Below are 18,668 nucleotides of genomic sequence, written 5' to 3'. Positions count from 1 at the left end.
AGGGGGCTGCGCGGCTGCTGTCACTTGGGGTACAGCGGCGGCAGGCTGGTGGTGTCCGCCACCGGGTCCTGGACCCGTTCGTCGATCGGGATGGCGCGTATCGCTCGCCATAGTTCCTCGCCCTGCCAGTACTGGCCGGTCTCGCTGTAGAGCGCGCCGTTGAGGCCGTCCAGGGCGTCGGACAGCGGCACGAAGCGCGCGGCCATTTCGGCCAGGGTTTCGGGCTGCTGCCGGGCCCAGGCGTCCAGGGCCTGGCGGGTGGCCTGGGGGTCGTTGGCCTGGCAGGCACGCTTGAGGTCGTCCAGCAGCGAGCGCGGGCTGGGGCCGGTCTGGGTGGCGCGCAGCACCGCCGGCTGCCAGCGGGCGCGCCACCACAGGCCGAAGCCCAGCAGGGTGGTGCAAGCCAGCAGCAGGGTGCTCAGTTGCCACAGCCACAGGTTGCCGCTGTCGGGCCCGGCCGGGGCGTTGCCTGCCGGGGTGTCCACCACCAGGCTCGGGTTGTTCGCCACCTGCAGGGCCCGGGCCGGCAGGCTGGTGCTTTCCAGGCGGTCTTCGACGGTGTTCCACCAGGTCACTTCAATGGCGGGCAGTTCGACGTTGCCGGGGCGTGTGGGCACCAGCGCCTGGCGATCTTCGCGAATGCCCAAAAGGCCCTGTTCAACGTGCTGGTTGCTCAACTGCGGCTGGTCCGGGTAGCTGCGCAGGCCATTGACGTCGGCCAGGGGCAGCGGCGGCAGCTGGGCGCTGGACAGGCCTTCGGCGCGCAGGGTCAGGCTGCGGGTCAGGGAGTCTCCTACCTGAGGGTGCTCGGGCTCCGGGTTCCAGCTTTCGCTCAGGCTCAGGCTGCGGGCCGGCAGCCAGGGCGCGTCGGCCGGGTAGGTGGCGGGCTTGGCCTTGACCTGCAGGCTGATGTCACTGGAGCTGACGTGGATCAGCTTGCCGGCCCGGGGCGTCTGCGAGCTGGTTTCCTGGCCCGGGTCCGGGTTGGCCAGGGTGGCGCTGAAGGTCAGCGCGGGAATCTGCAACGGCCCGCTGCGCTGGGGATAGAGCGCGTAGCGCATCTCGATCACCCCGTGGCGCACGCCATTGATGAGCTTTTCGTAGGTACGCGGCTCGCCCAGCTGTTCCACCCGGGTGTCGCTCAGCAGCAGCGGGCTCAGGCTGCTGTCGTCGAACAGCGGCACCGAGTGGTAGATGTGCAGGGTCAGCAGGGCCTGGGCCTGGACATAGACGCTGGGCTGGTCGAGCTCGGCTTCGATGAACACCGGTTCCAGGCGGGCGTTCTGGTCCTGGGCCGGGCTGGTGTTGACCTGCAGGCTCAGGGGCTGGCTCTGCAGGCTGCCCAGTTGCAGCGGGGCGATTTCCAGGGTGCCGGTGTGGCGCGGCAGCAGGGTGACGATCCAGCGGGTACTGGCGTGGTTGTCCCCCAGGCCGTTGAGCTGGTTGACCTGGCGTGTGCCACGCACCTCGAATTGTGCCTCCAGGGGCGCCAGGTCCGGCTTGCCGAACTGGGTGACATCGGTGGACTCCAGGGTCAGCTCGACGGTTTCCCCGGAATTGACCTGGCTGCGGTCCAGGCTGGCGAGCAGGCCGGCAGCCTGGGACTGGCCAGTGCAGAACGCGAGGGCAAGCAGTAGGGCGGTGCAGCGGGTCATCGAGTTTTTCCCTGATCCTGATGTTGTTGCTGTTCGTACCAGAATTTGCGCCTGAGCAATTCACCCGGGTCGTCGGGGATCTTGCGCAGCCATTGTTCCAGCGCCTGCTGGTGTTCAGCGTCCAGGCTGTCCTCCACCGGGCGCAGCGGGGTGGTGGTGTGCTGGTCGTCCAGCTCGCTGCCGGGCACTTCACTGTGGCCGGCGGCCTGTGGATCCGGCGGCGGCGTGTCACCTTCGTTGGCCGGCGTCTGTGCAGGGTCCTGCGGGCCATTGCTGCCCGGTGGTGGCTGGGTGGCCGCGCCGCTGGGGCCCGGGCGGGTGTCGTCGCCTTCGGGGGTGTCCGGCTTCTTCGCCGGTGGCGGTGTTTGCGCCTGGGCCTGTTGCTGTTGCAGCAGGCTCTCCACCAGGGCCTTGTTCTGCAACGCCGGTTGCAGGTCCGGCTGGCGTTCCAGGGCCTGCTCGTAGGCGTCGATGGCGGCTTCCAGCTCGCCGCTGCGGGCCAGGGCGTTACCGCGATTGTAGTGGGCGCGGGCGTCGTTGCCCTCGGCGAAACGCTCGGCGGCGGCAGTGTAGTTGCCGGCTTCGTACAAGGCCACGCCTTGCCATTGCGGGTCCTGAAAATGCCGCGCGGCCTCCGCCGGGCGCTGCTGTTGCAGAAGCCGCTGGCCCTGCTGGTCGGGGCGCAGCCACAGGTCATTGAAGTCGAAGGCGTAGCTCGGTTGTGGCACGGCGAACAGCAGCAGGGGCAGGCAGAACAGCCAGCCCCGGCGCCCGGCGCAGGCGGCCAGCAGCAACAGCGGCAGCAGCAGCCAGTAGCCCTGGTCGGCCCAGGTATCCAGGCGCAGGGTCTGGCCGTCGCTGCGCAGGCCTTGCGGGCCGCCCAGCAGGCCCAGGCCGCGCAGGTCGCTGTCGTCCAGGCGCGCCTGGCGGTAGCGCCCGCCCACGTCGCCGATGAAGTGCTTGAGGTCCGGGCTGTCCAGGCGCGATACCAGGATCGCGCCCTGGTCGTCCTTGAGGTAGCTGCCGTCTTCCAGGGCCACCGGGGCACCGTCGCGGCTGCCGAAGCCGAGCATCAGCAACTGCGGGGCGTCGCCCTTGAGCGCCTGGCGGATGCCCTGGCGTTCCTCTTCGTTGAGGGAGGAGGCCATCAGCAGCACCCGGCCCTGGCCCAGGGCCCCCTGGTCCAGCAGCTTCAGGGCCTTGAGCAGGGCCAGGTCGGCGCGCTGGCCGGCCTGGGGCATGATCGATGGCTTGAGGGCGTCCAGCAGGTTGCGGCTGGTGGCCAGGTCATCGGACAGCGGCACCAGGGTGTGGGCGCTGCTGGCGTAGACCACGATGGCGGTCTGCGCGTCGCTGCGCAGTTGCAACAGGTCCAGCAGCTTGTGCCGGGCCTGCTCCAGGCGATCGGGCGGCACGTCGTTGGCGAGCATCTGTGGGGTCAGCTCCAGCAGCACCACCAGCGGGTCGGCGGGTTTCTGGCTGGTCTGTTCCACCCGCTGCCAGCTGGGGCCCAGCAGGGCCAGCACTGCCAGCAGCCAGGCCAGGCCCAGGGCCACCCAGGGCAGCTTGCTTTCGCGGCCATTGCCGCCGCTGAGCAGGGCGGCGTGAAAGGCCGGGGGCAGGATCATCTGCCAGCGCCCGGCGCGTTTCTGCCGGTGCCAGAGCTTCCACAGCAGCAGCGCCAGCAGGGGCAGCACCAGCAACCAGCCGGGGCGGAACCAATGGGGCCAGAGGCTGATCATCGACGCCTCCGCAAGCGCAGGCGCTTGAGCCGCTGGCGCCAGTCATGGGCAGGCAGCAGGAAGTTCGACTGGGTGAAGAAGCGTTGCAGCGGGTTCTGCGGCCAGCGCTCGCGCAGCACCAGCAGCACGCTGAGCAGCAACGCCGTGGCCAGGGGCCAGTGGTACAGGGCCTGGGCCGGGCGTGCCTGGGTCGGTTGCTGGGCCACCGGTTCCAGTTGATCGAGGGTTTGCTTGATCGCTTGCAGCTCCTGGCCGTCCCGGGCGCGGAAGTAGCGCCCGCCAGTGACTTGCGCCAGCTCCTTGAGGGCCGGTTCGTCCAGGTCCAGGCTCGGGTTGATGCCCAGCACGCCGAGGGTGGCGCTCTGTTCCGGGTCGGCGCCGATGCCGATGGGGTAGATCTTCACCCCTTCCTCGGCGGCCAGCCGGGCGGCGGTGATGGGGGCGATCTCGCCGCCGTTGTTGGCGCCGTCGGTGACCAGGATCAGCACCCGGCTCTGGGCCGGGCGCTGGCGCAGGCGCTTGAGGGCCAGGCCGATGGCGTCGCCGATGGCGGTGTTCTTGCCGGCGATGCCGATCTTCGCTTCATCCAGCCAGACCCGCACCGTGTGCCGGTCGAAGGTTAGGGGCGCCTGCAGGTAGGCCTTGCTGCCGAACAGGATCAGGCCCACCCGGTCGCCTTCGCGGTGTTCGAGAAAGTCCCCCAGCAGGTGCTTGACCAGGTTCAGGCGGCTGACGTCCTCGTCCTGCCATTGCATGTCGGGGAAATCCATGGAGCCGGAAACGTCCACCGCCACCAGCAGGTCGCGGCCGCTGGCGGCCACCGGCAAGGGTTCGCCCAGCCATTGCGGGCGTGCGGCGGCCAACAGCAGCAGGAGCCAGAGCAGGATGAAACGCACCTGCTGGCGCCAGGCTGGCAGGTGGGCGCGGGCCCGGCGCTTGGACAGGCCTTCCAGGTCACTGAGAAAACTCACTTTCAGCGCCGGCTCGCCGCTGTCGGCCACCGGCAGCACCAGGCGCAGCAGCCAGGGCAGCGGCAGCAGGACGAAGACCCAGGGCCAGGCGAACTCAAACATGCTTGCGAATCCAGGTGTCCACCGCCTGGGTCAGGCCGGCGATGGCTTTGTCGTCGAGCTTGCACTCGGGCTTGTAGGCGCCTTCCACCAGCACCATCCAGCGGGTCAGGCCGGCGGCCGGGCAACGGTTGTCGAGGAACGCCAGCCATTTGCGCCCGTTCAGGGTGTGGCTCTGGCTGTAGGGGTAATGGTTGCGGCACAGGCGCTTGAGCAGGGCATTCAAGGCCTGCAGCCAGGCGCCGGCGGGGGCACCGTCATAGGGCTTGGGCAGCAGCGCCAGCTCTGCCAGGGCGGCCAGGCGCACCGGGTCCAGGGGCTGCTCGCTGCGGGCGCGCACGGCCTTGCGCGGCCACAGGTGGCGCCAGTGCCAGAGGGCCAGGCCCAGCAGCGGCAGCAGCAGCGCCAGCAACCACCAGCCCGGGGCCGGCGGCCACAGGCTGACCGCGGGCGGCGGCAGCAGCGGTTGCAGTTGTTCCAGGCTGCTCATCGGCCGGCTCCGGGGCGCTGCGGGTTGAGGTATTCGCGCAGCTGCTCGACCATCTCGCTCTGGGTGCTCAGGGGCATCAGCAGCACCCGCAGCTTTTGCGCCAGGCGTTCCCAGCGGGCGATGCGCGCTTCGCTCATGGCGCGGTAGGCCTGGCGCAGGTCGTAGTTCAGGGTGTCCAGTTCCAGCTGGGCGCCGCGTTCGGCGAAGCGCAGCAGGCCGGCGGCGGGCAGGGCGTGGTCCAGCGGGTCGGAAAGGGGCATCAACAGCAGGTCGCAATGGCGCGACAGCAGGCTCAGTTGCTGCTCGGCGGCGTCGCTCAGGGCGCGTTCGTCGCAGATCACGATCACCAGGCTGCCGGGGCGCAGGACTTCGCGCCCGCGCAGCAGCGCGGTGCCCAGGGCGTCGCGCTGGGGCCGGGCTTCGCTGTGCAGCGACTGGTTGACCCGCACCAGGCGGTTGAGCAGCTGCAACAGGCTCTGCTTGCTGCGCCGCGGCTTGATCTCGTAGTGCTCGTCGTCGCCGTAGACCAGCCCGCCGACCCGGTCGTTATGGCCCAGGGCGGCCCAGCCGATCAGGCTTGCGGCCTGGGCGGCGAGCACCGACTTGAACATCAGCCCCGAGCCGAAGAACAGCTGGCGGCTCTGTTCCACCATGATGAAGATCGGCCGCTCGCGCTCTTCGTGGAACAGCTTGGTGTGCGGTTCCTGGGTGCGCGCGGTCACCCGCCAGTCGATGGTGCGCACGTCGTCGCCGGCCTGGTAGACCCGCACCTGGTCGAAGTCCACGCCGCGCCCGCGCAGCTTGGAGTGGTGCAGGCCGATCAGCGGGCTGCGCTGGCTGGGGGTGGAGAACAGCTGCACCTCGCGCACGCGATGGCGCATCTCGATCAGCTCGCCGAGGGTGATGCGAATGCCGGGTTCGGCAACGGGCTGGGTCATGGGCTTCAGGCGACGGCAACGACGTCGAGGATGCGCTGTACCACACGGTCCTGGTCGATGCCGGCCGCTTCAGCCTCGAAGGACAGGATGATGCGGTGGCGCAGTACGTCGAACAGCACGGCCTGGATGTCTTCGGGGCTGACGAAGTCGCGGCCGGCGAGCCAGGCGTGGGCCCGGGCGCAGCGGTCCAGGGCGATGGAACCGCGGGGGCTGGCGCCGTAGGCGATCCACTCGGCCATCTCCGGGTCGAACTTGGCCGGGGTGCGGGTGGCCATCACCAGTTGCACCAGGTATTCCTCCACCGCATCGGCCATGTACAGGCCGAGGATTTCCTTGCGCGCGGCGAAGATCGCCTGCTGGCTGACCCGGCGCTCGGGCTTGGTCTCGCCGTTCAGGGCTTCGCCGCGGGCCTGCTGGAGGATCCGCCGCTCCACGGCGGCGTCCGGGAAGCCGATCTTGACGTGCATCAGGAAGCGGTCGAGCTGGGCTTCGGGCAGCGGGTAGGTGCCTTCCTGCTCGATGGGGTTCTGGGTCGCCATCACCAGGAACAGCGGCGACAGTTCATAGGTGCTGCGCCCGACGCTGACCTGGCGCTCGGCCATGGCTTCGAGCAGGGCCGACTGGACCTTGGCCGGAGCGCGGTTGATTTCGTCCGCCAGCACCAGGTTGTGGAAGATCGGGCCTTGCTGGAACACGAAGCTGCCGGTTTCCGGGCGATAGATCTCGGTGCCGGTGATGTCGGCGGGCAGCAGGTCGGGGGTGAACTGGATCCGATGGAATTGCGCTTCAATGCCTTCGGCCAACTCCTTGATGGCCTTGGTCTTGGCCAGCCCCGGAGCGCCCTCGACCAGCATGTGGCCGTCGGCGAGCAGGGCGATGAGCAAGCGCTCGATGAGTTTTTCCTGGCCGAGAATCTGCGTTGAAAGAAAGGTTCGCAGCGCCAAAAGCGCTTCACGATGTTCCATCGGTGACTGTTCCTGGAGAGGGTGCGCCCCGGGCGTTGAGGGAACGTCGGGGCTGGGGGCGATACTTTAATCCATAGCGGGGGTCGGCGACTAACGGGGAAAACCTGATTTGGCGAATTAGTCGAAAAAAATCCGTGTTTTATTCAGCACCACGCGTGCGCCCCGCTAGGAGCCGGCTTGCCGGCGAAGAGGCCGGCAGGGTTTGCGGCGGGGCCGAAGACGCCTTCGCTGGCAAGCCAGCTCCTACGGTCGAGCGCGGTGCTGGGGTTCTGGTCGGAGCCGGCTTGCCGGCGAAGAGGCCGGCAAGGTTTGCGGCGGAGCCGAAGACGCCTTCGCTGGCAAGCCAGCTCCTACGCTCGGGCGCGGTGTTGGGGTTCCTACCGGGAAGGGCGGCGGGTCAGGACAGCAGGCTGATGTAGGTGCCGGTGCCCTTGAGGATGTTCTGCAGGGTTTCCTCCACTTCGGCCAGGTCCGAGGCAGCAGTGCTGTGGCGGATCTCCAGGTGGTCGGCGCCGTTCAGGGCGTCGGCGTCGGCCGCGGCGATTTCGATCAGCAGGGTGGTGGGGCTCAGGGTCACCTTGACGCCATCGAGGGTCGAGGGCTCGCCGTCGAGGGTGATCTCCAGTTCGTCTTCGTCCGGGTAGCGGCTCATCAGGAACATCTCGCCCTGGGTGCTGTGGCAGCAGAGCATGGCCATGTTGTCTTCTTCGTCGTCACAGGGGTTGGCGATCAGGTGGGCGGTGGTCATGTGCATGGGGGCATTCCTGAGAGAGTGGCCGGGCGGGCAGAAAGGAAACAATTCTGCCAGCCCGATGGAATTTCTGCTGGCTTGTCTGTCAGAGAACAGGTCGTGAACACAATCGCTGCGGCAGTCACTTTTGGTACGCAAGTACCGTGAATCCGGGGAAAAAAACCGGTTTTTCCACCGCGGCTGCTAGTGTTGCTCAAAGCGTGAGCGTTCTGCTGCGTGCCGTTGACCGAATATGTCGCAGCATCGCAAGCAGCTGTCACATCGCACTCGTTAAGCTGCGCAGCGGACAATTTGTTCTTAGTGCAATAGGTTGCGTCTGATTTGTGATGGTCACCTGTAAAGGCATTGCGCTCGGTTTCCCGGCTAGCGTCAGTCGTTTTTGCAGATGCCCATCCCCGGAAGGTGAATGTGACCTGTGCGTCTCGTCCAGCTTCACCCACCTGTCATCCTGCTACCTCTGCCCGAGACCAGGAGCAGGATGCAGCACCGCCCCGCGAGGGGTTTGCACGCGACGCTTCCATCAATAACAAGCCCAAGCGGAGTACCACAGATGGCGTTCTTCACCGCAGCCAGCAAAGCCGACTTCCAGCACCAACTGCAAGCGGCACTGGCGCAGCACATCAGTGAACAGGCACTGCCACAAGTGGCGCTGTTCGCTGAACAATTCTTCGGCATCATTTCCCTGGACGAACTCACCCAGCGTCGCATGTCCGACCTGGCGGGCTGCACCCTTTCTGCCTGGCGCCTGCTTGAGCGCTTCGACCACGGGCAACCGCAGGTCCGCGTCTACAACCCCGATTACGAACGCCATGGCTGGCAGTCGACCCACACTGCTGTGGAAGTCCTGCACCACGACCTGCCGTTTTTGGTGGACTCGGTACGCACCGAGCTCAACCGTCGCGGCTACAGCATCCACACCCTGCAGACCACCGTGCTCAGCGTACGTCGTGGCAGCAAGGGCGAGCTGCTGGAAATCCTGCCCAAGGGCACCCAGGGCGAAGGCATCCAGCAAGAGTCGCTGATGTACCTGGAGATCGACCGTTGCGCCAACGCCGCCGAACTCAGCGTGCTGGGCAAGGAGCTGGAACAGGTACTGGGCGAAGTGCGGGTCGCCGTGGCCGACTTCGAGCCGATGAAGGCCAAGGTCCAGGAACTGATCCAGAGCATCGACAACAGCCAGTTCCCGATCGCCGCCGAAGAAAAGACCGAGATCAAGAGCTTCCTCGAATGGCTGGTGGGCAACCACTTCACCTTCCTCGGCTATGAAGAATTCGTGGTCGGCGCCGACCAGGACGGCGGGCATATCGAATATGACCCGAACTCCTTTCTCGGCCTGGCCAAGCTGCTGCGCGCCGGCCTGACCAGCGATGACCTGCGCATCGAAGACTACGCCGTCAACTACCTGCGCGAACCGACGCCGCTGTCCTTCGCCAAGGCCGCGCACCCGAGCCGTGTGCACCGTCCGGCCTACCCGGATTTCGTCTCGATCCGCCAGATCGATGCCGACGGCAAGGTCATCAAGGAATGCCGCTTCATGGGCCTGTACACCTCTTCGGTGTACGGCGAGAGCGTGCGGGTGATTCCTTACATCCGCCGCAAGGTCGAAGCCATCGAGCAGCGCTCGGGCTTCCAGGCCAAGGCGCACCTGGGCAAGGAACTGGCTCAGGTCCTGGAAGTGCTGCCCCGGGACGATCTGTTCCAGACCCCGGTGGACGAGCTGTTCAGCACCGTGATGTCCATCGTGCAGATCCAGGAACGCAACAAGATCCGCGTGTTCCTGCGCAAAGACCCCTACGGCCGCTTCTGCTACTGCCTGGCCTACGTGCCGCGCGACATCTATTCCACCGAAGTGCGGCAGAAGATCCAGCAAGTGCTGATGGATCGCCTGCAAGCCACCGACTGCGAGTTCTGGACCTTCTTCTCCGAGTCGGTACTGGCCCGTGTGCAGTTGATCCTGCGGGTGGACCCGAAGCAGCGCATCGACATCGATCCGCTGCTGCTGGAAAAAGAAGTGGTGCAGGCCTGCCGCAGCTGGCAGGACGACTACGCCAGCCTGGTGGTGGAAAGCTTCGGCGAAGCCCACGGCACCAACGTGCTGGCGGACTTCCCCAAAGGCTTCCCGGCCGGCTACCGCGAGCGTTTCGCTGCCCATTCGGCGGTGGTGGACATGCAGCACCTGCTGAGCCTCACCGAAGCCAACCCGCTGGTGATGAGCTTCTACCAGCCCCTGGGCCAGGTCTCCGGCCAGCGCGAGCTGCACTGCAAGCTGTACCACGCCGACACCCCGCTGGCGCTGTCCGACGTGCTGCCGATCCTGGAAAACCTCGGCCTGCGCGTGCTGGGCGAATTCCCGTACCGCCTGCGTCACAACAATGGCCGTGAGTTCTGGATCCACGACTTCGCCTTCACCGCCGCCGAAGGCCTGGACCTGGATATCCAGCAGCTCAACGACACGCTGCAGGACGCCTTCGTCCATATCGTGCGTGGCGATGCCGAGAACGATGCCTTCAACCGCCTGGTGCTGACCGCCGGCCTGCCATGGCGCGACGTGGCGCTGCTGCGTGCCTACGCCCGCTACCTGAAGCAGATCCGCCTGGGCTTCGACCTGGGCTACATCGCCAGCACCCTGAACAACCACACCGACATCGCCCGCGAGTTGACCCGGTTGTTCAAGACCCGCTTCTACCTGGCGCGCAAGCTCACCAGCGACGACCTGGAAGACAAGCAGCAGCGTCTGGAGCAGGCGATCCTCACCGCCCTGGACGACGTACAGGTGCTCAACGAAGACCGCATCCTGCGGCGCTACCTGGACCTGATCAAGGCCACCCTGCGCACCAACTTCTACCAGACCGACGCCAACGGCCAGAACAAGTCGTACTTCAGCTTCAAGTTCAACCCGCACGCGATCCCAGAGCTGCCGAAACCGGTGCCCAAGTTCGAAATCTTCGTCTACTCGCCGCGTGTCGAAGGCGTGCACCTGCGCTTCGGCAACGTTGCCCGTGGCGGCCTGCGCTGGTCCGACCGTGAAGAAGACTTCCGCACCGAAGTCCTGGGCCTGGTCAAAGCTCAGCAAGTGAAGAACTCGGTGATCGTGCCGGTGGGCGCCAAGGGCGGCTTCCTGCCCCGTCGCCTGCCACTGGGCGGCAGCCGGGACGAGATCGCGGCCGAGGGCATCGCCTGCTACCGCATCTTCATCTCCGGCCTGCTGGACATCACCGACAACCTGAAGGACGGCGCCCTGGTGCCGCCGGCCAACGTCGTGCGCCATGACGACGATGACCCCTACCTGGTGGTCGCGGCGGACAAGGGCACTGCGACCTTCTCCGACATCGCCAACGGCATTGCCATCGACTACGGCTTCTGGCTGGGTGACGCCTTCGCCTCCGGTGGTTCGGCCGGTTACGACCACAAGAAGATGGGCATCACCGCCAAGGGCGCGTGGGTTGGCGTGCAGCGCCACTTCCGCGAGCGCGGCATCAATGTCCAGGAAGACAGCATCACCGTGGTCGGCGTCGGCGACATGGCCGGCGACGTGTTCGGCAACGGCTTGCTGATGTCCGACAAGCTGCAACTGGTGGCGGCGTTCAACCACCTGCACATCTTCATCGACCCGAACCCGGATCCGGCCACCAGCTTCGTCGAGCGCCAGCGCATGTTCGCGCTGCCGCGTTCGGCCTGGAGCGACTACGACACCAGCATCATGTCCGAAGGCGGCGGTATCTTCTCCCGTAGCGCCAAGAGCATCGCCATCTCGCCGCAGATGAAAGAGCGCTTCGACATCCAGGCCGACAAGCTGACCCCGACCGAGCTGCTCAACGCCTTGCTCAAGGCGCCGGTGGACCTGCTGTGGAACGGTGGTATCGGCACCTACGTCAAGGCCAGCACCGAGAGCCACGCCGATGTCGGCGACAAGGCCAACGACGCCCTGCGCGTCAACGGTAACGAGCTGCGCTGCAAGGTGGTGGGCGAGGGCGGCAACCTGGGCATGACCCAGCTGGGTCGTGTGGAGTTCGGCCTCAATGGCGGCGGTTCCAACACCGACTTCATCGACAACGCCGGTGGCGTGGACTGCTCCGACCACGAAGTGAACATCAAGATCCTGCTCAACGAAGTGGTGCAGGCCGGTGACATGACCGACAAGCAGCGCAACCAGCTGCTGGCGAGCATGACCGACGAAGTCGGCGGCCTGGTGCTGGGCAACAACTACAAGCAGACCCAGGCCCTGTCCCTGGCTGCGCGCCGTGCCTACGAGCGTGCCGCCGAGTACAAGCGCCTGATGAGCGACCTGGAAGGCCGTGGCAAGCTGGACCGCGCCATCGAGTACCTGCCGACCGAGGAGCAGCTCACCGAGCGCGCCGCCACCGGCAAGGGCCTGACCCGTCCGGAACTGTCGGTGCTGATTTCCTACAGCAAGATCGACCTCAAGGAAGCCCTGCTCAAGTCCCTGGTACCGGATGACGACTACCTGACCCGTGACATGGAGACCGCGTTCCCGCCAAGCCTGGTGGCCAAGTTCTCCGAGGCCATGCGTCGCCATCGTCTCAAGCGCGAGATCGTCAGCACCCAGATCGCCAACGACCTGGTCAACCACATGGGCATCACCTTCGTGCAGCGCCTGAAGGAGTCCACCGGCATGAGCCCGGCGAACGTCGCCGGTGCCTATGTGATCGTGCGGGACATCTTCCACCTTCCGCACTGGTTCCGTCAGATCGAAGCCCTGGACCACCAGGTTTCGGCTGAAGTGCAACTGGCATTGATGGACGAGCTGATGCGCCTGGGCCGTCGTGCCACCCGCTGGTTCCTGCGCAGCCGGCGCAACGAGCAGGATGCGGCGCGCGACGTTGCGCACTTCGGTCCGCACCTGGCGGCGCTGGGCCTGAAGCTCGACGAACTGCTCGAAGGCCCGACCCGCGAGGGCTGGCAAGCCCGTTACACCGCCTATGTCGAAGCCGGTGTGCCGGAGTTGCTGGCGCGCATGGTTGCAGGCACTACCCACCTGTACACCCTGCTGCCGATCATCGAGGCCGCTGATGTGACCGGCCACGATGCGGCGGAAGTGGCCAAGGCCTACTTCGCCGTGGGCAGTGCCCTCGACTTGCCGTGGTACCTGCAGCAGATCAGCGATCTGCCGGTGGCCAACAACTGGCAGGCGGCGGCGCGTGAAGCCTTCCGCGATGACGTGGACTGGCAGCAGCGGGCGATCACCATCAAGGTCCTGCAGATGGCCGATGCGCCGGATGACATGGAGGCCCGTGTGGCTCTGTGGCTGGAGCAGAACGCGAGCATGGCCGATCGCTGGCGCGCCATGATGGTGGAAATCCGTGCCGCCAGCGGCACCGACTACGCCATGTATGCGGTGGCCAACCGCGAGTTGCTGGACCTGGCCATGAGCGGTCAGTCGGTGCTGTAACGGCCTGACCCCGCCCAGAACCAAAAAAGCCCCGTATCTTGCGATACGGGGCTTTTTTATTGCCTGCCGGTTTGTGCCGGCTGGCGGGTGGCTCGGCTCAGTGGGCCGCCGAGGCGTCCTGCTCGACCACCATGTCCAGCACATAGACGCTGGACGGGGCATCGGCGGGTGCATTCTTCCACTCGTACTGCTTGACCCGCAGCACATTGCGCACGCCGTCCTGGTGCTCGTAGCCCTCGATGGACTGGTACAGCGGGTGCCAGGTGTCCTGGGTCGGCAGTTGCAGGCCGGCGTCGTCGTAGCGGCGCTCACGCACTTGCAGGCACTGGAAGTCGGGGATCAGCGGGTGGCTGCACTTGACGGTCTTGGCCGCCACTTCCAGGAAGCGGGTCTGGCCCTGGCTGCCGTAGCGGGTTTGCGGGGTGGGCTGGCCTTCGAACGTGAGCAGGGTGCCGTCCTGGGTGGCCAGTTGCAGGGTCGGGGTCGACTGGTCGCCGCCGAAGGTGGTGCGCAGGTCGCCCTTGAGCAGGTTGGCGATTTGTGCGTCCAGGGCCATCAGTTTCGGCTCGCAGGCCATCAGGGTGGCGGCCAGTGGCTGTACCTTGAGCACGCCATTTTCATGCTGGAAGCCGCCGAACTGGCGGTTGCAGCCGCCGCTGATGCTCAGGTTCTGCCCGGCGAAGGTCAGGCGCAGCTGGCGCTCGATGCCCTTGTCCAGGGCGGCGACGGGCTTGCCCGCCGCATCGCGGGCCGCAACCAGCTGCCAGTAGTAGGCGGACAGCGCAGGCTGGGCGCTGACGGAGGCAGAGCTGACGGGCATGGAAGAAGATCCTTCAGGGGTGGTGGAAGCCGGGGTACAGGCCTGGAGCAGGGCGGCACAGACGGATACGAGGAGGATGTTTTGCTTCATGGTTCGCTCTTTCAGCCTTGATGGAGTATGGCCTGCCGCATGGGGGGCAGGCCCAGGCCGGTAACCTGTGGCAGTGAGGTCGTCGGGCCAGTGCTGCGTGGGCCGAAAGCCGCCGCAGGGCGACCTCCGCCGTTACCGATTGCGATGTGACAGCACTGTGCCAGTTCGGTTTCATCGTCGGGGGTGCCCGGGAGTGTTACCAAATCTTGCACGCTGCCGATGAGCGCCGTTGCCTGCTTCCGGCCGGGCGCTGCGGGCCAGGTGTGGACGCCCGCCTTACCAGAACCAGTAAGGCAGGAATTTGGGAGTGGGTTCTTTGGCCAGTTCCAGATGATAGGTGATGGCGTTGAAGAAGAACCCATCCAGCAAGAGAAAGGCCGCCACGCCGAATGCCAGGACGATGACCTCGTAATGCCGGTGCCCGGTGTACTGCCGGCCGATCCAGTAGCGTACGCCGCTGAGCAGGGCAAAGCTTGAAAACACCCCGGCGAAGTCGGGCTGCAGGGGCCGGGCGGCAAAGCTGTTGTAGCCCAGCACCAGCAGCGCCAGGAACGCGCCGATGGTCGGCAGGTTCAGGCTCAGGCGCAGCAGGCGTCTGCGGGTGGCGCTGAACAGGCCGTTGGGGTCGATGAAGATGTAGGCCGCCAGCAGGGAAATGGCCGGGGTGATGGACAGCACGTAACGCGCCTTCTTCGAGTTGGGGATGGTGAAGAACACAATCAGCACCACGAACCAGGCGCCCAGGTGCAGCAGCAGGCGCGGCGCCGACAGCGACGGGGCGCCGAGCCACTGGCGGCCGCTCCTGGCCATCACGCAGAGGGCGTAGAACGCCGTGAAGCTGTAGGTGATCAGCCCGGCGCTGAAGTAGAAGTAGTAGCGCGGCGAGTGATCGCTGGCGATCCGGCCCAGGCCCTGCATCTCCAGCACTTGCTGCATGAAGGCATCGCCGCCCTGCACGTGGGCGGCCCAGGCCAGTAGCGCGACCCCGGCGGCGAACAGCAGGCCGCTCACCAGCGAGAACCCGACCAGGGTTCGCCACTGCCGGCTCAGCAGGTAATAGCTGCCGACCACCAGTGCCGGGCCGATCATGCCGATCGGGCCGCGCAGGGCAAAGCCCAGGATCAGGCCGAGGAACACCAGCGCCAGGCGTCCGCGTTGCTGCTTGAGGTCGGCGGAGTAGGCCAGGTAGAAGCAGCCCGCGGTGATCAGGGCGGGGTAGATGTCCAGGGCCAGGGAGTTGACGCTATCCACGAAGGCCCAGGTGAACAGCGCAAAGAGCACGCCGCACAGGCCCCATTTGCGCTCATGCAGGGCCCCCAGCTTGTAGATGAACACCAGCATCAGCGACGCAGCGATGCAGAAGGGCAGGCCCATCGACAGCACGGACAGCTGGCCGAAGGGCAGCGACGCCAGATAGACCAGCACCGTGTTGGCGATGGTGTAGTCGGGGTAGGGCTGCAGATCGTCGGCAATGGGGAACAGCGTCATGCCGTGCTGCAGCATGTAGTCGGCAAAGTCGACGAAGCGCGTGGTGTAGTTGAGGACTGCCGGTTTGTACTGCAGCGCCATGAACAGCGCGAGGGCAATCAGGAAAATGCTTTGGCAGGGGCGCTGCAGGATCAGCTTTTTATAGTCTTCCATGCGTCCAACACGCAAAAAAACACCAATGATAGGGTGGCCGGCAGGCGAACGCCATCCACGCGCCGTGTTCGGGGCCGTTGCCGGCACCGGGGTTCAAGGCTCGGCAATCTAGCGCGCCCGGGGTTAACGCCCGGTATACGGGCAGGGGCTGATCAAGGGGGCGCGGCGCAGTGCGCGATTGGCCACGGGGCGACCGTCGCCCGCTGCCTTCGCCGCTGTCCAGGCGGGCCCTGGGACGGGCCCGGTGGCGGGTAGCGGCCCGGCAATCGGCCGCCCGCGGCGCCGTTCAGGGCCGTTGCGGTTTGACCGAGGTGCCAAAGGTGTTGCCCATGCGCACGCCGGTGGCCGCCGGCGTCGAGAGCCCGACCTGATTCGGTGGGCGCTTGTTCACCGGGTCCTCCAGGGCCTGCTGGTTGGCCTGGGCCGCCTTCACTGCGTCCGGGTTGTTGCCCATCTGTTTGCTCAGGCAGTTGTAGTCGGGGGCCTTGTAGCCGCCGACGCTGACTTCCACGCAGCCCTCGCTGGCTTCTTCGGCATGCAGCGTCCAGGGCAGGGCGCTGAGCAGCCACAGGGCTGCGCTGTATCGGCTTAATCGTTTCATCCTGGCCTCCTGGCTGGCCCGGGGAATCGGGCTTCGATGCCGGCCGAGTGTAGTGCAAAGCCCGGCCTGAAAAAGTGATGGTTTTTTTGCCGTGGCCGTAACACCAGATTCATAAACTGGCCTCAGGATGACGCTTTTCAGGGATTGGACCGCAGTGCAGCGACGCAGAGCGCAGGTCGGGCGATGGACTTCATTGCACGGGGGCTTGGCGACCTGTGTGGTGGCGCTCGGGCTGCTGCTGTGGATGCCGGCGGGCTGGGCCCAGGGCCCTCCCGGCGGGCCGCCGCGGGTGGATTCACAGGCCCTGCTGGCACTGGATATACCGGCGCAGAACCTGGCGGATGCCCTGGAGCTGTTCAGCCGCGCCACCGGGATGGCGGTGCTGGTGGACCGGGAGCTGACCCGGGGCCGGCGCTCGGTGGGGATCAACGGTCACTACAGCGCCCGGGAAGGCCTGAGCCGGTTGTTGGCCGGCAGTGGCCTGATGGCCCGCTACGCCCGCAGCGATGCTTTCACCCTGCAGGTGCCGCAGGCCACACAGCCGGCCGTGCAGCCCGGCGCGGCGGGCAGTCGTGCGGCGCGGCTCAACAGCAGCTACGCCAGCGCCCTGCAACGGGCGGTGGAACGCAGCCTGTGCGGCTCGGCGCTGACTCGGCCGGGGAGCTTTCGCGCCTTGCTGCAACTGTGGATCGGCGGCGACGGAGCGGTGCAACACAGCCGCCTGGTGAGTTCCACCGGCGACCTGCAACGGGATGAGGCGCTGGTGCAGCGCCTGGCCCAGACCCGGGTCGAGCGCCAGGCACCGAGCTCGTTGCGCCAGCCGCTGACCTTACTCTTGATACCGGACACGACAGGGAAACGCATGGACTGCAAGGAATGGGAAGGAGCTTCCGGGGTATGAAAAATACCGGACACAGTGCGATGGTCAGGCTGTTCCTGACGTCCTACGAGGATTTTCGGGTGCGCTTGCGCAGGCGCCTGGGGTCCGAGGACCTGGCCAACGACGTCCTGCACGAAACCTACCTGCGGGTCGACCGCATGGAAGAGCCGCCGAACCTGGCGCAACCCAATGCCTACCTGTACCGCATGGCGCTGAACATTGCCGCCGACCGGCGCCAGTCCGATGCCCGCCTGCTCACCGGCGATGAGGTCGAGGAGCTGTTGCAGATCGCCGACGAAGCCCAGGACCCCTCGCGGGTAGTGGGTGGCCAGAAGGAAATCCAGACCCTGCTCAAGGCCCTCTACGAACTCCCGGCGCGGCGCCGCAAGATCTTCATTGCCGCGCGCCTGGAAGAGGCGCCGCACCTGGAAATTTCCCAGCGCTTCGGCATTTCCACACGGATGGTGGAGAAGGAACTCAAGGCGGCCCTCGGCCATTGCGCCCTGCGCCTGGAAAGAAAAGTCATTCAGCGGTTCGGTCCCGGGGCCGGAAAACCGTCCTAGACAAAGAGCCCTGATCAATCCGTGAGTACCTGCGCGCTTGAACATTTTTAGCATCTCCACACCCCAGGCCTCGGCGGACCAGCAGTTGCTGAGCGAAGCCCGGGACTGGCTGGTCCTTCTGACGTCGGGGCGGGCCACCGCCGCCGATGCCCGGGCGCTGCGCCAATGGTGTGGGCAAAGCCCGCAGCACGCGGCCGCCTTCGAGCAGACCAAGGCCCTGTGGCATTGCCTGCAACCGGCAGCGGCGCTGCTGGAGCAGCAAGCGCGGCCGCGGCACTTTGGCCGCCGGGCCTTTCTTGGCGGCGCCCTGGCGGCCTCGGCGGCGCTGTTCATGGTGCGGCTCACGGTGCCGGGCGGCTTTGCCGGATTGACCGCCGACTTTGCCACCGAAGTCGGCGAACAGCGCCGGGTGGATCTGGCCGAGGGCGTGAGCCTGGAGCTCAACACCCAGACCCGCATCAGCCGGCGTGACCTGGGCGCGGGCGAGCAGGGCATCGAACTGCTGGAAGGCGAAGTGGAAGTCTTCAGCCAGCGCCTGCAGCCGCTCAAGGTCCAGGCCGGCGAGGGCTGGCTCAGCGCGCGCCAGGCGCGCTTCAACCTGCGCAACACCGACCACCAGGTGTGCGTCACCTGCATCGAAGGCAGCCTGCAAGTGGACGTGGCCGGGCGCAGTATTGGCCTGGACAGCGGCCGCCAGCTGACCTACGACCCGCGCAGCATCGGCGAGCCCCAGGTGGTGGACATCCACAGCGTGATCGCCTGGCGCGAACAGGTCCTGGTGTTCGACAACGCCAGCCTCAACACGGTGATCAGCGAGATCAACCGCTACCGCCCGGGAATGCTGGTGCTGCTCAATGCCGAACTGGGCAAGCGCAAGGTCCAGGCGCGTTTCAACCTCAACCAGCTGGCCGGCGTGGCCTTGCTGATCCGCGACGCCTACGGCGCCAAGTGCACCGAACTGCCTGGCGGCGTGGTGCTCCTGAGCTGATCCGCGAAACACCAACAGCCCCCTGTAGGAGCTGGCTTGCCAGCGAAGGGGCCGGCGCTATTTG

At 66.5% G+C, this 18,668-nt stretch carries 14 protein-coding genes; 4 read left to right on the top strand and 10 right to left on the bottom strand.

The features are described from left to right. Window positions 1-20: 20 nt before the first annotated feature. The 7 genes from ABCR88_RS17465 to ABCR88_RS17435 form a co-directional block, all read right to left on the bottom strand. Window positions 21-1,655: a BatD family protein gene (locus tag ABCR88_RS17465; RefSeq protein ID WP_053151237.1), complete on the bottom strand. Its 1,635-nt coding sequence runs from the start codon at window positions 1,653-1,655 to the stop codon at window positions 21-23. Continuing rightward, on the bottom strand, window positions 1,652-3,397 hold the full coding sequence (locus ABCR88_RS17460; protein WP_350402866.1) for a tetratricopeptide repeat protein: 1,746 nt from the start codon (window positions 3,395-3,397) through the stop codon (window positions 1,652-1,654). The genes ABCR88_RS17465 and ABCR88_RS17460 overlap by 4 nt, the downstream gene beginning before the upstream one ends. Then, window positions 3,394-4,470, bottom strand: a complete 1,077-nt coding sequence (locus tag ABCR88_RS17455; protein ID WP_015635422.1) for a VWA domain-containing protein — start codon at window positions 4,468-4,470, stop codon at window positions 3,394-3,396. Before ABCR88_RS17455 ends, ABCR88_RS17460 begins: the two co-directional genes overlap by 4 nt. Then, window positions 4,463-4,957, bottom strand: coding sequence for a DUF4381 domain-containing protein (locus ABCR88_RS17450; protein WP_232642285.1), 495 nt, complete (start codon window positions 4,955-4,957; stop codon window positions 4,463-4,465). Before ABCR88_RS17450 ends, ABCR88_RS17455 begins: the two co-directional genes overlap by 8 nt. Next, window positions 4,954-5,895, bottom strand: a complete 942-nt coding sequence (locus ABCR88_RS17445) for a DUF58 domain-containing protein (RefSeq protein WP_011061032.1) — start codon at window positions 5,893-5,895, stop codon at window positions 4,954-4,956. The genes ABCR88_RS17450 and ABCR88_RS17445 overlap by 4 nt, the downstream gene beginning before the upstream one ends. 5 nt (window positions 5,896-5,900) lie before the next feature. Further along, window positions 5,901-6,860, bottom strand: coding sequence for a MoxR family ATPase (locus tag ABCR88_RS17440; RefSeq protein WP_003218556.1), 960 nt, complete (start codon window positions 6,858-6,860; stop codon window positions 5,901-5,903). Between the two features lie 397 nt (window positions 6,861-7,257). Then, on the bottom strand, window positions 7,258-7,614 hold the full coding sequence (locus tag ABCR88_RS17435; protein ID WP_236186651.1) for a hypothetical protein: 357 nt from the start codon (window positions 7,612-7,614) through the stop codon (window positions 7,258-7,260). Window positions 7,615-8,161: 547 nt separating this feature from the next. On the opposite strand from ABCR88_RS17435, the gene ABCR88_RS17430 reads away from it, so the two are divergent. Next, window positions 8,162-13,021, top strand: coding sequence for an NAD-glutamate dehydrogenase (locus ABCR88_RS17430; RefSeq protein ID WP_077934015.1), 4,860 nt, complete (start codon window positions 8,162-8,164; stop codon window positions 13,019-13,021). A gap of 97 nt (window positions 13,022-13,118) precedes the next feature. Here ABCR88_RS17430 and ABCR88_RS17425 read toward each other — a convergent pair whose 3' ends face one another. The 3 genes from ABCR88_RS17425 to ABCR88_RS17415 all read right to left on the bottom strand — a co-directional run bounded on the left by ABCR88_RS17425 (window position 13,119) and on the right by ABCR88_RS17415 (window position 16,173). Beyond that, a complete protein-coding gene (locus ABCR88_RS17425) occupies window positions 13,119-13,841 on the bottom strand; it encodes an META and DUF4377 domain-containing protein (RefSeq protein ID WP_350402859.1) in 723 nt (240 codons plus the stop codon). 366 nt (window positions 13,842-14,207) lie between these two features. After that, entirely contained in the window at window positions 14,208-15,572 is a 1,365-nt protein-coding gene (locus ABCR88_RS17420) for a hypothetical protein (RefSeq protein WP_350402857.1), read from the bottom strand. Between the two features lie 286 nt (window positions 15,573-15,858). Further along, window positions 15,859-16,173, bottom strand: a complete 315-nt coding sequence (locus tag ABCR88_RS17415) for a hypothetical protein (RefSeq protein ID WP_011061037.1) — start codon at window positions 16,171-16,173, stop codon at window positions 15,859-15,861. A 244-nt stretch (window positions 16,174-16,417) separates the two neighbouring features. Here ABCR88_RS17415 and ABCR88_RS17410 point away from each other — a divergent pair, with 244 nt between their 5' ends. From ABCR88_RS17410 to ABCR88_RS17400, 3 genes are read left to right on the top strand one after another with little or no spacing between them, the layout of a single operon-like run. After that, window positions 16,418-17,074 (top strand): STN domain-containing protein, encoded by a 657-nt coding sequence (locus tag ABCR88_RS17410; RefSeq protein WP_077935012.1) that lies wholly within the window; start codon window positions 16,418-16,420, stop codon window positions 17,072-17,074. Next, window positions 17,071-17,616, top strand: a complete 546-nt coding sequence (locus tag ABCR88_RS17405; protein WP_011061039.1) for an RNA polymerase sigma factor — start codon at window positions 17,071-17,073, stop codon at window positions 17,614-17,616. The genes ABCR88_RS17410 and ABCR88_RS17405 overlap by 4 nt, the downstream gene beginning before the upstream one ends. Window positions 17,617-17,653: 37 nt before the next feature. Then, window positions 17,654-18,604: a FecR domain-containing protein gene (locus ABCR88_RS17400; RefSeq protein ID WP_015635428.1), complete on the top strand. Its 951-nt coding sequence runs from the start codon at window positions 17,654-17,656 to the stop codon at window positions 18,602-18,604. Window positions 18,605-18,668: the final 64 nt, after the last annotated feature.

This window comes from Pseudomonas sp. W17 (assembly GCF_040268305.1).
Lineage (GTDB): Bacteria > Pseudomonadota > Gammaproteobacteria > Pseudomonadales > Pseudomonadaceae > Aquipseudomonas > Aquipseudomonas protegens.
The sequence above is the reverse complement of the archived record's forward strand: the minus strand, read 5'-3'. Positions and strand labels throughout refer to the sequence as shown.

Coding starts and splice junctions, on each gene's coding strand:
- ABCR88_RS17405 (WP_011061039.1), top strand. CDS start 17,071: ATGAAAAATACCGGACACAGTGCGATGGTCAGGCTGTTCCTGACGTCC.
- ABCR88_RS17440 (WP_003218556.1), bottom strand. CDS start 6,860: ATGGAACATCGTGAAGCGCTTTTGGCGCTGCGAACCTTTCTTTCAACG.
- ABCR88_RS17415 (WP_011061037.1), bottom strand. CDS start 16,173: ATGAAACGATTAAGCCGATACAGCGCAGCCCTGTGGCTGCTCAGCGCC.
- ABCR88_RS17450 (WP_232642285.1), bottom strand. CDS start 4,957: ATGAGCAGCCTGGAACAACTGCAACCGCTGCTGCCGCCGCCCGCGGTC.
- ABCR88_RS17425 (WP_350402859.1), bottom strand. CDS start 13,841: ATGCCCGTCAGCTCTGCCTCCGTCAGCGCCCAGCCTGCGCTGTCCGCC.
- ABCR88_RS17460 (WP_350402866.1), bottom strand. CDS start 3,397: ATGATCAGCCTCTGGCCCCATTGGTTCCGCCCCGGCTGGTTGCTGGTG.
- ABCR88_RS17465 (WP_053151237.1), bottom strand. CDS start 1,655: ATGACCCGCTGCACCGCCCTACTGCTTGCCCTCGCGTTCTGCACTGGC.
- ABCR88_RS17420 (WP_350402857.1), bottom strand. CDS start 15,572: ATGGAAGACTATAAAAAGCTGATCCTGCAGCGCCCCTGCCAAAGCATT.
- ABCR88_RS17435 (WP_236186651.1), bottom strand. CDS start 7,614: ATGCACATGACCACCGCCCACCTGATCGCCAACCCCTGTGACGACGAA.
- ABCR88_RS17430 (WP_077934015.1), top strand. CDS start 8,162: ATGGCGTTCTTCACCGCAGCCAGCAAAGCCGACTTCCAGCACCAACTG.
- ABCR88_RS17455 (WP_015635422.1), bottom strand. CDS start 4,470: ATGTTTGAGTTCGCCTGGCCCTGGGTCTTCGTCCTGCTGCCGCTGCCC.
- ABCR88_RS17445 (WP_011061032.1), bottom strand. CDS start 5,895: ATGACCCAGCCCGTTGCCGAACCCGGCATTCGCATCACCCTCGGCGAG.
- ABCR88_RS17410 (WP_077935012.1), top strand. CDS start 16,418: ATGCCGGCGGGCTGGGCCCAGGGCCCTCCCGGCGGGCCGCCGCGGGTG.